Source organism: Bacillus sp. EKM208B, assembly GCF_011800725.1.
GTDB lineage: Bacteria > Bacillota > Bacilli > Bacillales > Bacillaceae > Bacillus > Bacillus velezensis.
In genome coordinates, this window is record NZ_JAANHO010000002.1 from 38,515 (window position 1) to 52,220 (window position 13,706).

The window sequence follows — 13,706 nt, forward strand, 5'->3', positions numbered from 1 at the left end:
AGTATTCCTCCCTACTTCGCATAAACGTGATCAAGCGTTGATTCAGGAGATGCGTATGGCGCTTTCTCCGCTTCGTCTGTCGCTTCGTTTACGATAGCCATGATGTCATCCAGCATGGTCTTTTCTTCTTCTTCACCTAGAAGCCCGGCTTCTTGCAAGTATGCTTTGTATAAAAGAAGCGGATCTTGTTTCTTCGCTTCTTCTACTTCTTCGCGTTCTCTGTAGCTGCTGTCATCGTCATCACTGGAATGCGGCGTCAAACGGTAGGAAACCGTTTCTATTAATGTAGGGCCTTCGCCTTTAGACGCCCGTTCGCGCGCTTCTTTTACGGCCCGGTAAACTTCCAGCAGGTCGTTTCCGTCAACAGTGACTCCCGGCATGCCGTAGCCTGCCGCCCGGTCGGATATTTTCTCGCACGCCACCTGTTTGTCATACGGGACAGAAATGGCATACTTATTGTTTTCACACATGAAAATGACCGGCAGTTTATACACGGCGGCAAAGTTTGCCCCTTCGTGAAAATCCCCCTGGTTGGAAGATCCTTCTCCAAAGGTAACAAAAGAGACGATATCCTTTTTATCCATGCGTCCCGCAAGCGCGATTCCGACTGCATGAGGAACCTGCGTCGTAACAGGGGATGAGCCCGTTACGATTCTGTTTTCCTTTTGCCCGAAGTGGCCCGGCATCTGCCTTCCGCCTGAGTTCGGGTCAGCCGCTTTCGCAAAACCCGACATCATCAAATCCTTTGCAGTCATACCGAATGCAAGCACAACCCCTATATCTCTGTAGTAAGGAAGCACATAGTCGGTATCACGGTTTAAGGCATAGGCCGCGCCTACTTGTGCCGCTTCCTGTCCTTGACATGAAACAACGAACGGAATTTTGCCCGAGCGGTTTAAGAGCCACATTCTTTCGTCGATTTTTCTGGCTAACAGCATGGTTCTATACATTTCAACGGCTTCTTCGTCAGAGAGCCCTAATGCTTGATGGCGGTTTGTAGTCATTCAAACCCCTCCTTCTTTCCTTTTAAAAATGAATCGCGTTTCCGTCTGCGGCTAACGCAGCTTCTCCAATCGCTTCTGACAGCGACGGATGCGGATGTATGGACTGGCCAATTTCCCAAGGCGTCGCGTCGAGCACCTTGGCAAGCCCCGCTTCAGAGATCATATCGGTGACGTGCGGGCCGATCATATGAACACCGAGAATATCATCTGTATTCCGATCGGCGACGATTTTGACAAAGCCGTCGCTTTCTCCGTATACAAGAGCCTTTCCGATCGCCATGAACGGAAACTTCCCGATCTTCAGTTCATGCCCTTTTCGAAGAGCTTCCTCTTCTGTCAGACCGACGCTCGCCGCTTCCGGATTTGAATAAATACATTTCGGCACAAGAGCGGCATCAAGCGGAGCCGGATTAAGACCCGCCATATGCTCAACGGCAATGATGCCCTCACGGGAGGCCACATGCGCAAGCTGCAGCCCGCCGACAACATCACCGATCGCATAAATGTGCGATTCCTTCGTCTGCCCGGCTTCGTTCACGATGATAGAACCGTTTTCCGCTTCAATGTCCGTGTTTTCAAGGCCGATCCCTTCAATGTTCGGCTGGCGGCCGATGGAAATAAGCATTTGTTCCGCGTGATACGTTTCTTTTTTTCCATTCTTTTCAGCGGCAATTGAAACGCCGTCCGCTTTTTCCAATGTATCCGGAAGCACTTTCGCACCCTTCACGATCTTAATTCCTTTTTTCGTTAACAGTTTTTCCATCTCGCTTGAAATATCACGGTCTTCCGTCGGCAAAATGCGGTCCGCATATTCAATCACAGTGATATTGACGCCGAAATCGTTCAGCATGGATGCCCATTCAATTCCGATGACACCGCCGCCGACGATCATCATGGATTGGGGCAGACGTTCAAGCTCTAACGCTTCATCTGATGTCAGAATATATGTACCGTCTGCTTCTAAACCCGGCAGCATTTTCGGCCTTGAACCGGTTGCGATAATCAATTGTTTCGGTATCAGCATGTCGTTTTCTTCACCATTTGCGTATTCGACGGAAACCGTACCGGGAAGAGGTGAGAAGATGGAAGGGCCGAGCATACGTCCGTACCCGTTGAATACATCAATCTTCCCCTTTTTCATCAAGTGGGCGACACCGCCGGCCAGCCGGTCAACGATTCCCTGCTTTCGTTTTTGCACGCTGTCAAAGCGGAGGGAGACACCTTCCGTTTCAATGCCGAATGCTGCCGCTTCCTTTGCGGTTCGGTACACTTCCGCGCTTCTTAACAGCGCTTTACTCGGAATACATCCTTTATGCAGGCATGTTCCGCCGAGCTTTTCTTTTTCTACAACGGCCGTTTTTAAGCCGAGCTGGGCCGCTCTGATGGCGGCTACATAACCGCCCGTGCCGCCGCCCAGAATGACCACATCATACTCAGTCGCCATTTGTTTTCACTCCTTCGCCGATCTGATATTGCTTTGACTGCTCCTCACCGGCTAAAACCCGAAGCGCGCCTTGCGCGAGAGATTGCAGTTCATTTTCTCCCGGGTACACCAGTACATCCGAAATCCAATCTATGTACGATCTGATAGCGGATACGAAACTTTTCCCGTACGCCAATCCGCCCGTCAGGACGATAATGTCTACTTTTCCTTTTAAAACGGCGCTTGCCGCCCCGATTTCTTTTGCTACTTGATAAGCCATGGCGTCATAAATGAGACGCGCGTTTTCATCTCCGGCCTGAATGCGTTTTTCCACCTTCACCGCGTCCGTTGTCCCCAGGTAGCCGGAGAGTCCGCCCGTGCCGACAAGTTTTTTCATCATATCGGCTTTTGAATATTTGCCGGAAAAACACATCTCTACCAAATCACCCGCCGGAACGGTTCCCGCACGCTCCGGGCTGAAGGGTCCTTCTCCGTGAAGCCCGTTGTTGACATCCGTCACCCGTCCGCAATCATGGACACCGACTGTGGTGCCGCCGCCCATATGAGTGACGATCATCTTCATCTGTTCATACCGTTTGCCGAGGGACGCCGCCGCCTGACGGGCAACAGCTTTTTGGTTCAAAGCATGGAAAATGCTTTTCCGCTTGATTTCAGGCATTCCTGATACTTTAGCGAGCGGAGTCATCTCATCCACCACGACCGGATCGACGATATACGCGGGGATATTTAATCCGTCAGCTATTTCCCTGGCAATAATTCCGCCCAGATTAGAAGCATGCTGGCCGTTGTAGCCGTTTTTCAAATCAGTGATCATGGCGTCATTCACTTCATATGTGCCGCCCTCAATCGGTCTGAGCAGGCCGCCTCTGGCACAAACGGCATCGAACTTTGAAATGTTGATGCCCTGTTCGTGCAAAGACTCAAGAACGCTTATTTTTCGAAATTCGTATTGGTCGATAATGCTGTTAAATGTTTTCAGCTCTTCTTCGGGATGCCGCAGCGTCTTTTCAAAGATACAGCGTTCATTGTGAAAGACACCGATTTTCGTTGATGTTGAGCCTGGATTCAGAATGAGAATGCGTTTTTCCTTTTCGAACATTTTCATACCTCCAGATCAAATTCCTATCGTCTGCTTAATATACTTTGGCCGTTTTGCAGAAACTGGCTTCTTGAACGGCGCATGCGCTCAATTCGTTCCTCAGCCAAACGGTCAGCCGCTAAGTATGTCGGAATGCCGTCACGCGCGGAAATATCGAGCACCCGCTCAATGTTTGCATAGATGCCCTCAACCTTCTTCAAAGCCCGCTCAGCATTGTAGCCGTAAAGCTCATCGGCTACATTGATGACGCCGCCTGCATTGATGACATAATCCGGAGCGTACACGATTCCCATTTCATGAATGGTATCGCCGTGACGTGTTTCTTTCAGCTGGTTATTGGCCGCTCCCGCAATGACTTTCGCCTTCAGCTGTTTAATCGTGTCATCGTTAATGACGGCGCCGAGAGCACATGGGGCATAAATATCGCACGCCTGTGAGTAAATGTCGTCGGGATCAACTGCGCGGGCGCCGAAGTCCTCAACAGCACGTTTAACAGATTCTTTATTGATATCCGTTACGATTAAAGAAGCGCCTTCTTCGTGAAGGTGGCGGCATAGATTGTAAGCCACATTTCCCACGCCTTGCACGGCAATTGTTTTACCTTCCAGTGAATCAGTGCCAAACGCCGCTTTCGCTGCGGCTTTCATCCCTTTATAGACGCCGTACGCCGTAACCGGGGACGGATTTCCTGATGAACCGAATGCCGGAGAAATTCCGGTTACATAGTCTGTTTCATCATGAATGATGTCCATATCTTCCACGGTGGTGCCGACGTCTTCCGCCGTAATATACCTTCCGTTTAAGCCTTGGATGTACCGGCCGAACGCGCGGAACATTTCTTCATTTTTATCTTTGCGCGGGTCTCCGATAATAACGGTTTTCCCGCCGCCTAAGTTTAAACCGGCAGCCGCATTTTTATAAGTCATGCCTTTTGCGAGTCTTAGTGCATCTTCAATCGCCGCTTCTTCACTGTCATATGTCCACATTCTTGTTCCGCCGAGTGCAGGGCCGAGCGTCGTATCATGAATCGCGATGATCGCTTTTAATCCGGATTGTTCATCTTGGCAGAATACCAATTGTTCGTAATCATAAGTCTCCATATATTTAAAAATTTCCATAGGTTCGTTCCTCCTACTGTTCTTGTGATGCGCAAATCGCAAGCGCAATTGAATACAGTTTATTTTCTGCGGTATCCGCTCTGCTCGTTAATGCGATCGGCGCTTTTGCACCGGCGATGACGGCAGCAACATTTGCTTTCGCAAAATAAATCATTGACTTATAAAGCATATTTCCGGCCTCGATTGAAGGAACCAAGAGAATATCCGCCTGGCCCGCTACGCTTCCGGAAATCCCTTTTTGCAGCGCAGCCGCTTGGGATACGGCATTATCCAAAGCAAGCGGTCCGTCCGCAATGCAGCCGGTAATCTGTCCTCTGTTGCACATCTGGACGATCGCAGCCGCGTTCAGCGTCGCCTCCATTTTCGGATTAACCGTTTCAATAGCGGCAAGGACTGCGGCTTTCGGCATAGGGTTCCCTACTGAATGTGCGACATGAACCGCATTTTGCAGAATATGCCCGAGCTCTTCAAGAGACGGGGCAATGTTCAGCGCTGAATCAGTCACATACATCAGCCGGTCATAGTCCGGCACCTCAAAAACGGCTACATGTGATAACACCCTTTTTGAACGAAGCCCTTCATGGCGGTTTAAAACCGATTTCAGAAGAGTTGAGCTCGGGAGATTCCCTTTCATTAAAATGTCCGCCTCTTGTTCACGCACTGCGCGCACTGCTTTTGCCGCAGATTCTTCGGGTGAATCGGCGTGGATGATTTCAGCATTGAACTTCGGCTCATTTGCCAGAAGCTCTTTCAGCTTTCCGCTGTCACCCGTCAGTAAAAATCGTGCCGACAAGTGTTCTGCCGCCATTTTGACGGCCTGGATCACTTCTTTATCTGCTGCGTGGGCCACTGCAATGGTTTTTGCGTTTTTTGCCGCGGCTTTTTCAACTAGGTCTCTCAGCTTCATTTTGTACCACCTTCCTTGTGCGAATCCGCTTTTAACAATGCAAGTTCCGTGCCAAATATGCGGGAGGGTTTATTCCGGCTTTTTTCAAGAAAACATGCAGCTGTTTGCGCTTTCTCTGCAATTTATTGCATGCCGTCATTTGCAAGGCCGTACTTGTCCATTTTGTAGTACAGATTCCGAATGCTGACACCAAGCGCTTTTGCCGTTTTGGTTCGGTTGAATTTATGCTTTTCAAGTGTTTTTTGAATGACGTGCGCTTCAAATTTTTCAACAGCCTGAGACAGCTTTTCCCCTTCCACATCCGGAAAATCACTTTGGGTGCCGTTTTTTTCATTCAGCTCTGATTCAAAAACAGGCAGATGCTGCTGTTCGATCCGTTCCATGTGCGGCTCTAAAAATATCATTGCCCGTCCGAGAACATTTTCAAGCTCCCGGACGTTTCCCGGCCAGCTGTAGGCTGATAAAGCTCGCAGCGCGTTCGGCGCGAGCCCCTTTACATTGCGGCCGTAATCCTGATTGATTTTTTCAATGAGCCGAATGCTCAGCGCTTCAATATCTTCTTTGCGCTGCCGAAGCGGCGGGATTGAGATCGGATAGCGGTTAATCCGGTAATACAGGTCTTCACGGAACGCGCCTTCGGCCATGGCCTTTTCGATGTTGACGTTTGTCGCTGCGATAATTCTGACATTGACAGAAATCGCTTTAGCGCCGCCGACTCTGATAATTTCTTTTTCCTGTAGAACTCTGAGCAGCTTTGCCTGGGTGCTTTGGGTCAGCTCTCCGATTTCATCTAAGAAAATGCTGCCGTTATTCGCTTCCTCAAAAAGTCCTTTTTTGCCCCCGCGCCTCGCGCCCGTAAACGCGCCTTCCTCATAGCCGAAAAGCTCGGATTCTAGCAGGGATTCAGACAGGGCCGCACAATTGACCCGGATGAATTTATTGTATTTTCGGTCGCTTTCATTATGGATGGCGTGGGCGAAAAGTTCTTTTCCTGTGCCGGATTCTCCCCGCAGCAGAATCGTCGCCGGCGTTTTCGCCCCGAGCTTCGCCTGTTCAAGGGCGACCAGCATTTGTTCACTCGTGCCGATAATGTCGTCAAACGTGTATTTCGCTTCAAGCGTGCGGATGATCTGGCGCGCCCGATTCAGCTCAGCAGTCAGCGTTTTAATTTCTGACACATCGTGAATGACGCCGACGCTGCCTTTTAAAATACCGTCCACAATAACGGGGGCAACATTTACGATAACATCCTTTTTATTGGGGCCGACCTTCATCCTCACACCCCGCACGGGCCGCCTTGTCCCCAATACTTTCAGGTGCATGCTTTCCCCTTCTGAGATATCGGTGGAAGCGGGTTTTCCGATGACTTCGCTTTCTGACAGCCCGGTCATTTTTGTATACGCTTTGTTGATTAACATTCCGATGCCGTTTTCATCAACGACGGAAATGGCCTCGTCTGAGGATTGAATAATCGCTTCAAGCATGGTGCGGATTTGTTTTAAGTTCGTAACCTCTTCCGCCAGTTCAACTGCGTCGGTGATGTCTTTAAACACGCATAACGCGCCGAGAAGTTTTCCGCCTTCATCAATGATCGGCAGTCTTGTCGTGACAATCTGCAAGTGCTTTCCGAGAAGCTGCTTCTGGTTATATTCCGGCTCTCTCGTTTCCAGAATCCGCGGCAGCTTTGTGTTCGGCACTACGTCTTTAATTTGGCGGCCGATGACATCCTCCCGTTTTTGGCCGACCATTTTTTCTGCCATCTGATTAAATAAAATGATCGTTTCGTTGACGTCTATAAAAATCATGCCGTCGTGCGTTGAATTAAAAATCCGGTCATGCTTATACGTCTGCGACTTGAGCATTTGGATAAGCTGCTGTTTTTCCTCCATCAGCTGAAACACCATGTACGCCAATTTTCCCGGCATGACGATGGTTTGTTCTTTTTTCTCATGGAGCAGCTCATCCATGACCGCTTTATCGCCTGTTGTATGGATGATAATATCTATATCTTCGGTTATGTAAGGTTTCCAATCTGATGAGGTTGCAATTCCATATTTCCGGGCTTCTTGCAGCCCTTGCGCCTCCGGATCTTGATCAACCACCGCAATAATCCGGATCAGCTTTGTTTTCATCAAAATCTGTAGGAGCGCCGTGCCTCCTTTACCAGCACCTATAATCAGCACCTTCTGCATCCCGATACCCCTTTATATGAAAAAATTTGCACACCTGTATTTTCCGTTGCAATAATTTGCACAACCCCTATGTTACCACGTTTTGATCTCTTGACAAAATATTTTTTCGATTGGACAATAAAGGAAAACATATCGTAAAGGGGTTTTCTGAATATGAGCCGGCTTGTTGCGCTTTTGATTCTGGTCCTCCCCGGCGCTGTCGCGGCGCTCGGCATTAAGCTGATGAGAGATGCATTATTCGGGCATGTGTTTTCCCCGTTTCCGTCCCTTTTTCTTCAGGGGGCGGCCGGTTTGGCGTTTTTTTTGTTCGGCCTTTATGTTCTGGCCGGGTTTATTTTGTACAGAGATCGGAAACGCAATCAAGTCAGCCCGCGGTTCAGGAAAAAAAAGCTGTAAAAAAAGCCCTTGCAAAAAAAGGGCTTTTTCAGTCGTCCGGCAGTATCGTTTTGGCAATGGATTGATCCAGTTCTTCATAGTCATCGTAAGCGATCGTTTCATATAATTCTTTTCTCGTCTGCATATCTGAAAGCCCCTCTTTTTGCGAGCCTTCTTCTTTCAGAAGGCGGAAAATACGCTCAAAAGCCTTGGCCGCCGTTCTGAGTGACGTGACCGGGTAAATGACCATCTGACAGCCCATATCGGAAAATTCATCAGCACTGTAATACGGCGTTTTTCCGAATTCAGTCATGTTAGCGAGAATCGGCACACTGATTTGTTTGGAAAACGCTCTGAATTCACTTTCGGATTGGAGCGCTTCCGGAAAAACAGCGTCAGCACCCGCTTTTATATAAGCGGACGCCCTTGTTAATGCCCCCTCCAGCCCTTCCTGCTGTCTGGCGTCTGTTCTCGCAACAACAAGAAGGGTCGGCGCGGCCTGCTTGATCGCTTGGATTTTTTGCGCCATTTCTTCAATCGGCACGAGCTGCTTCCCATTCAGATGTCCGCATTTTTTCGGCAGGCGCTGATCCTCCATCTGGACGGCGGCCGCGCGCGCTTCATACATTTCTTTCGCCGTCCGGGCGGCATTCAGCACTCCTCCGAAACCCGTGTCAATATCGACAAGGACGGGCAGATCAGACGAGCGGACCAGATCTTTAACCCGTTCAGCCATTTCCGCCGACGTGATGATCCCTAAATCGGGCAGCCCTCTGCTCGCCGTGTAAGCCGCGCCTGATAAATAAAGAGCCGAAAACCCCGTTTTCTTGGCGATAAGAGCGGCCATCGCATCGTGAGCGCCGGGGATCTGCAATAGATCCGGCGCTGCCATCAGCGTACGGAACCGCTCTGCAAGCTCCTCTTGAGACGACTGCTTGCTGACGATCCACGTCATGTTTGTCACCCTCCTATTTTATACGAGAAATAAGTCCATAAATTCACTAACGCTGAGCTTCTGCATTCGGCCGCTATGTTCGCAGGTCTCTTCGATTTTTCGCTGCTGCTTCAATGAAAAATGAGTACTGATGTTTGCTGAAAACTTGGCAAGAATCTTCGGAACGGCTTCTTTTCTGCGGAACCGGTGTCCGAGCGGGTATTCACATTCAATCCGTCCCGTAGCCGTGCCGTCTGTAAAATGCACCTGTACGGCATTTGATATGGATCGCTTATTCGGGTCTAAGTAATCTTTTGAGTACGCTTTGTGTTCCGTCACCTCCATTTTGCTCCGCAATGTATCAATTCGCGGGTCAGACGCCGTTTCCTCTTCATAATGATCCGCCGTGATATCTCCGAAAAGCAGCCCGATTGCCGTAATATACTGGAGGCAGTGATCCCGGTCAGCCGGATTGTGAAGCGGCCCTTTTTTATCGATAATCCGGATTGCCGACTCATGGGTCATAATCGTGATCCTATCAATGTCTTCAATGCGGTCTTTCACCTCCGGATGAAGCCGGACCGCGCATTCCGCCGCTGTCTGGGCGTGAAATTCAGCCGGGTAGGATACTTTAAATAAAACATTCTCCATCACATAGGACCCAAGCGGGCGGGCAAGCTTCATTTCCTGCCGGTTAAACAGTACGTCTTGAAATCCCCACCCAGATGCAGTCAGGGCCGTCGGGTACCCCATTTCACCTTTTTGCGCCATAAGGGCCAAATATACGCCTCTGCTCGTCGCGTCGCCGGCCGCCCATGATTTGCGTGATCCGGTGTTCGGCGCATGACGATACGTTCTGAGGCTTGAATTATCAATCCAAGCGTGAGATACGGCGTTATTGATTTCCTCTCTTGAGCCGCCCAGCATTTGTGCGCAAACAGCCGCAGTCGCCACTTTCACAAACAGCACATGGTCAAGCCCCACTCTGTTTAAGCTGTTTTCCAAAGCGAGAATTCCTTGAATTTCGTGCGCTTTGATCATTGCGCAAAGCACATCGCGCACGGTAAGCGGTTCTTTCCCTTCTGAAATCCGCACTCTGGATATATAATCCGCACAAGCCAATATGCCTCCGAGATTGTCAGACGGATGACCCCATTCCGCAGCAAGCCACGTATCATTATAATCGAGCCACCTGTTGATACAGCCGATATTAAAAGCAGCCGTGACCGGGTCTAAAACAAAAGGCGTGCCCGGGACTCTGCTGCCGTTGGGCACGAAGGTTCCCGGGACAATCGGGCCGAGCAGCTTTGTACATTCGGGATAGCTGAGCGCCAAAATTCCGCAGCCTATCGTATCAAGAAGCACATGTCCTGCCGTAGTGAATGCTTCTGAACTGTCAATCTCCTGATGGAGCAAGTAGTCAGAAATCTCTTCGATTACAGCGTCCATTCGGCGGGGTTCTGTCATGTTTTCATCTTCCTTTCTCATCTGTTTACAGGCGCGCTCCGGTATAGCGGACACGCGGGCGGAAAAGCCGGTTTCGGCTGTGCTGTTCAATAACGTGGGCGCACAGTCCGACCGTCCGTGCGCTGAAGAATATAGGCGTGTACAGCGGGATCGGGATGCCAAGCATGTAATAGACCGGCGCTGCGTAGTAATCTAAATTCGGATAAAGGCCTTTTTTCTCCCTCATGACGGTTTCACCGGCTTCACACATATTATAAAGACGGAAATCACCTGAAAGATCAGACAGCTTTTTTAACGCTTCTTTCATCATGAGCGCCCTCGGGTCCATTTTTTTCATGTAGACACGGTGGCCGAAGCCCATGATTTTTTCTTTGTTTGCGAGTTTTTGAGTTAACAATTGTGTAAACCCGTCTGTATCCTTCGCTTCTTCAAGCATGTACATAACCGCTTCGTTCGCGCCGCCGTGAAGGTTTCCTTTAAGCGAGGCGACGGCTCCGGTCAGCGCGCCGTAAATATCCGATTGCGTCGAAGCAATGACACGGGCCGTAAACGTTGAGTTCGGCAATTCATGCTCACTGTATAAAAGAAGCGACCGGTCGAAGATTTCTTCTTCCAAAGATGACGGCGTTTTTCCGGTAATCATATATAAAAAGTTTGCGCTGTATGATAAGGTTCCGACCGGCGCCAAAGGCTCCAGCCCGTTGATGACTCGATAGCTGTTGACCGTCAGATTCGGCATTTTGCCTATCAGTCCGCGTACGCGGTGCTGATTTACGGAAGATGAACGGTCATCGATGTCCTTGTCAAAGCCTCCAAGGGCGGACAAACCCGTCCTCAGTCCGTCCATCGGGTGAGTATGTTCGGGCAGCAGACGGCATATGTGCAAGATTTCCTCGGGAAGATGTCCGCCGCGCCGAACGTCTTCTTCAAGCGCCGCCTTCTCTTTCGCATCAGGAAGTCTGTCTTCCAATAAGAGATGAACAATGTCCATATAGCCGGCCGTTTTAGAAAGCTCAATCAGATCGTGGCCTTTGATTAAAATACTGCCCTGCTGTGTATCCAGGAAAGAAATCCCCGTTTCCACCGCAATGACGCCATCTAAACCGGGAGAATAAGATTCCATGGTTTCGCTCCTTTGCGCACTTTTTATTGAAGAAGATACTTAGAAATAATCAGCCTTTGAATCTCATTGGTTCCTTCATAGATTTGCGTGACTTTCGCATCCCGAAATAAACGCTCCGCGGGATATTCTTTCATATAGCCGTAGCCGCCGTGAATCTGCACAGCCTCCACCGCCGCTTTCATCGCCGCATCGGACGCGAATTGCTTCGCCATAGATGCTTCTTTTCCGCACGGAAGCCCTCGCTGATACAGATCAGCAGCATGATAGACCAATAATTTGGCAGCTTCCGCATTCGTCGCCATGTCAGATAATTTAAATGAAACGGCCTGATTCGAAGCGATGGGTCTGCCGAACTGGCTGCGGGTTTTGGCGTACTCCACCGAGCAGCCGAGCGCCGCTTCGATAATCCCGAGCGCCTGAGCCGCTATGCCGATCCGTCCGACGTCAAGGTTTTTCATGGCGATTGAAAAGCCCTCGCCCTCTTCGCCGAGCCGGTTTTCAATCGGAATTTCCGCTTGGTCAAACTGCAATTCGACAGTATTGGAACCTAACAATCCGAGCTTTTTTTCTTTTTTTCCGACAGAAAAACCGGGTGTGTTTTTTTCAACGATAAACGCGGAAATCCCCTTTCTCCCCTTACCCGGATCGGTTATGGCGAATGTCAGATACAGATCTGCCGCTCCGCCGTTTGTAATAAAGATTTTTGAACCGTTCAGAATATATGAACCGCCTTTTCGCACGGCCGTTGTTTTCAGGCTTCCCGCATCAGATCCGGATTGAGGCTCAGTAAGCGCAAATGCCCCAATATATTCGCCTGCTGCCAGCTTCGGAATATACGTTTGTTTTTGGGCTTCTGTTCCGAAATGCAAAATCGGGATTGTCCCTACCGATGTGTGGACGGACAAAATGACGCCGACGGCCGCGCTGACTTTTGATATTTCATGAATCGCTAAAATGTAAGATGTTGTATCAGCACCCGCCCCGCCGTAAGCTTCCGGGACGGGAATGCCCATCAATCCCGCTTCGCCCATTTTTTTAATCAGCCGCTCCGGAAATTCATCTGTTGATTCCATGAGCTCAACCACCGGCGCGATTTCCTTTCGGGCAAAATCACGCACCATTTTTCTCATCATGATGTGCTCTTCTGTAAAATGCATGGCTGCCGTCTCCCCTCATGATCTTTACGTCATCTGCCGTACTCATAAAAACCGCGCCCGCTTTTTTTGCCGAGCCAGCCGGCGCTGACATATTTTCTGAGCAGAGGGCATGGGCGGTATTTCGGATCTCCGAGCCCCGCATAGAGAACCTCCATAATGGAAAGGCACGTATCCAGCCCGATGAAGTCAGCTAATGTTAAAGGACCCATCGGGTGCCGCATGCCGAGCTTCATCACCGCATCAATCGCTTCCTTTGAAGCTGCTCCTTCGTAAAGGCAATAAACGGCTTCGTTAATCATCGGCATTAATATGCGATTAGATATAAAGCCCGGGAAGTCATTGACTTCGACAGGGGTTTTATTCATCCGGACGGCAAGCTTCTTTACTGTTTCCGCTGTTTCTTCCGATGTGGCGAGTCCTCTGATGACTTCGACAAGCTCCATGACAGGAACCGGATTCATAAAATGCATGCCGATTACTTTTTCAGGCCTTTTTGTGGCCGCGGCAAGCTCCGTAATGGGAAGAGAAGACGTATTGCTTGCCAATACGGCATGCGGGGGACAGATTTTATCAAGTGTGTCAAACAATTCCGCTTTTGCTTTTTTGTTTTCGGCAATGGCTTCAATTACAAAATCAGCATCTCCCGCTTCTGTGAGCTCTGCCGGAGAAATACGGCTGAAAACGGCATCTGTCTCCTGCTGTGACTTCCGTCCTTTTGCCTGCTCTTTCTCCAGGTTTGCCTTTATGCGGTGAAGACCCTTTTTTACCGTTTCCGGCTCCCAATCGTATAACTTGACGGCAAACCCGGCTTCTGCAGCCGTCTGAGCGATGCCTGCTCCCATCTGACCGGCACCTGCGACCATGATTGTTTTCATCTTCATCCGGC

General features: G+C 49.8%; 12 protein-coding genes. 1 reads left to right on the plus strand and 11 read right to left on the minus strand.

What is annotated here, in order from left to right:
* Positions 1-11 precede the first annotated feature (11 nt).
* The 6 genes from G9F75_RS02865 to G9F75_RS02890 form a co-directional block, all read right to left on the minus strand.
* The gene (locus tag G9F75_RS02865; protein ID WP_014418336.1) at positions 12-1,004 is read right to left on the minus strand and encodes a thiamine pyrophosphate-dependent dehydrogenase E1 component subunit alpha; all 993 of its coding nucleotides are present in this window, start codon (positions 1,002-1,004) and stop codon (positions 12-14) included.
* 22 nt (positions 1,005-1,026) lie between these two features.
* A complete protein-coding gene (gene lpdA, locus G9F75_RS02870) occupies positions 1,027-2,448 on the minus strand; it encodes a dihydrolipoyl dehydrogenase (protein WP_095060999.1) in 1,422 nt (473 codons plus the stop codon).
* Positions 2,438-3,553, minus strand: coding sequence for a butyrate kinase (buk, locus tag G9F75_RS02875; RefSeq protein ID WP_095061001.1), 1,116 nt, complete (start codon positions 3,551-3,553; stop codon positions 2,438-2,440). Before buk ends, lpdA begins: the two co-directional genes overlap by 11 nt.
* 17 nt (positions 3,554-3,570) lie before the next feature.
* Positions 3,571-4,665, minus strand: coding sequence for a branched-chain amino acid dehydrogenase (gene bcd, locus G9F75_RS02880; RefSeq protein WP_007612452.1), 1,095 nt, complete (start codon positions 4,663-4,665; stop codon positions 3,571-3,573).
* Positions 4,666-4,678: 13 nt separating this feature from the next.
* A complete protein-coding gene (yqiS, locus tag G9F75_RS02885) occupies positions 4,679-5,572 on the minus strand; it encodes a phosphate butyryltransferase (protein ID WP_014418338.1) in 894 nt (297 codons plus the stop codon).
* A gap of 122 nt (positions 5,573-5,694) precedes the next feature.
* A complete protein-coding gene (locus G9F75_RS02890) occupies positions 5,695-7,764 on the minus strand; it encodes a sigma-54 interaction domain-containing protein (RefSeq protein WP_021494294.1) in 2,070 nt (689 codons plus the stop codon).
* 153 nt (positions 7,765-7,917) lie between these two features.
* On the opposite strand from G9F75_RS02890, the gene G9F75_RS02895 reads away from it, so the two are divergent.
* The gene (locus G9F75_RS02895; RefSeq protein ID WP_014418340.1) at positions 7,918-8,160 is read left to right on the plus strand and encodes a DUF2627 domain-containing protein; all 243 of its coding nucleotides are present in this window, start codon (positions 7,918-7,920) and stop codon (positions 8,158-8,160) included.
* Positions 8,161-8,188: 28 nt separating this feature from the next.
* Here G9F75_RS02895 and prpB read toward each other — a convergent pair whose 3' ends face one another.
* The 5 genes from prpB to G9F75_RS02920 are packed head-to-tail and all read right to left on the minus strand — an operon-like array spanning position 8,189 to position 13,701.
* Positions 8,189-9,094, minus strand: coding sequence for a methylisocitrate lyase (gene prpB, locus G9F75_RS02900; protein WP_014418341.1), 906 nt, complete (start codon positions 9,092-9,094; stop codon positions 8,189-8,191).
* Positions 9,095-9,112: 18 nt separating this feature from the next.
* On the minus strand, positions 9,113-10,540 hold the full coding sequence (locus G9F75_RS02905; RefSeq protein ID WP_167408919.1) for a bifunctional 2-methylcitrate dehydratase/aconitate hydratase: 1,428 nt from the start codon (positions 10,538-10,540) through the stop codon (positions 9,113-9,115).
* Between the two features lie 25 nt (positions 10,541-10,565).
* Complete coding sequence (mmgD, locus tag G9F75_RS02910) at positions 10,566-11,663, minus strand: citrate synthase (protein WP_007612474.1); 1,098 nt, start codon at positions 11,661-11,663, stop codon at positions 10,566-10,568.
* 23 nt (positions 11,664-11,686) lie between these two features.
* A complete protein-coding gene (locus tag G9F75_RS02915) occupies positions 11,687-12,820 on the minus strand; it encodes an acyl-CoA dehydrogenase (protein ID WP_014418343.1) in 1,134 nt (377 codons plus the stop codon).
* A gap of 29 nt (positions 12,821-12,849) precedes the next feature.
* Entirely contained in the window at positions 12,850-13,701 is an 852-nt protein-coding gene (locus tag G9F75_RS02920; RefSeq protein ID WP_063636706.1) for a 3-hydroxybutyryl-CoA dehydrogenase, read from the minus strand.
* Positions 13,702-13,706 lie beyond the last annotated feature (5 nt).

Bases quoted from the DNA above. Each gene is read 5' to 3' on its own strand.
- G9F75_RS02905 (WP_167408919.1), bottom strand. From the start codon at position 10,540: ATGACAGAACCCCGCCGAATGGACGCTGTAATCGAAGAGATTTCTGAC.
- G9F75_RS02915 (WP_014418343.1), bottom strand. From the start codon at position 12,820: ATGCATTTTACAGAAGAGCACATCATGATGAGAAAAATGGTGCGTGAT.
- G9F75_RS02895 (WP_014418340.1), top strand. From the start codon at position 7,918: ATGAGCCGGCTTGTTGCGCTTTTGATTCTGGTCCTCCCCGGCGCTGTC.
- G9F75_RS02865 (WP_014418336.1), bottom strand. From the start codon at position 1,004: ATGACTACAAACCGCCATCAAGCATTAGGGCTCTCTGACGAAGAAGCC.
- prpB (WP_014418341.1), bottom strand. From the start codon at position 9,094: ATGACGTGGATCGTCAGCAAGCAGTCGTCTCAAGAGGAGCTTGCAGAG.
- buk (WP_095061001.1), bottom strand. From the start codon at position 3,553: ATGAAAATGTTCGAAAAGGAAAAACGCATTCTCATTCTGAATCCAGGC.
- G9F75_RS02890 (WP_021494294.1), bottom strand. From the start codon at position 7,764: ATGCAGAAGGTGCTGATTATAGGTGCTGGTAAAGGAGGCACGGCGCTC.
- bcd (WP_007612452.1), bottom strand. From the start codon at position 4,665: ATGGAAATTTTTAAATATATGGAGACTTATGATTACGAACAATTGGTA.
- lpdA (WP_095060999.1), bottom strand. From the start codon at position 2,448: ATGGCGACTGAGTATGATGTGGTCATTCTGGGCGGCGGCACGGGCGGT.
- G9F75_RS02920 (WP_063636706.1), bottom strand. From the start codon at position 13,701: ATGAAGATGAAAACAATCATGGTCGCAGGTGCCGGTCAGATGGGAGCA.
- mmgD (WP_007612474.1), bottom strand. From the start codon at position 11,663: ATGGAATCTTATTCTCCCGGTTTAGATGGCGTCATTGCGGTGGAAACG.
- yqiS (WP_014418338.1), bottom strand. From the start codon at position 5,572: ATGAAGCTGAGAGACCTAGTTGAAAAAGCCGCGGCAAAAAACGCAAAA.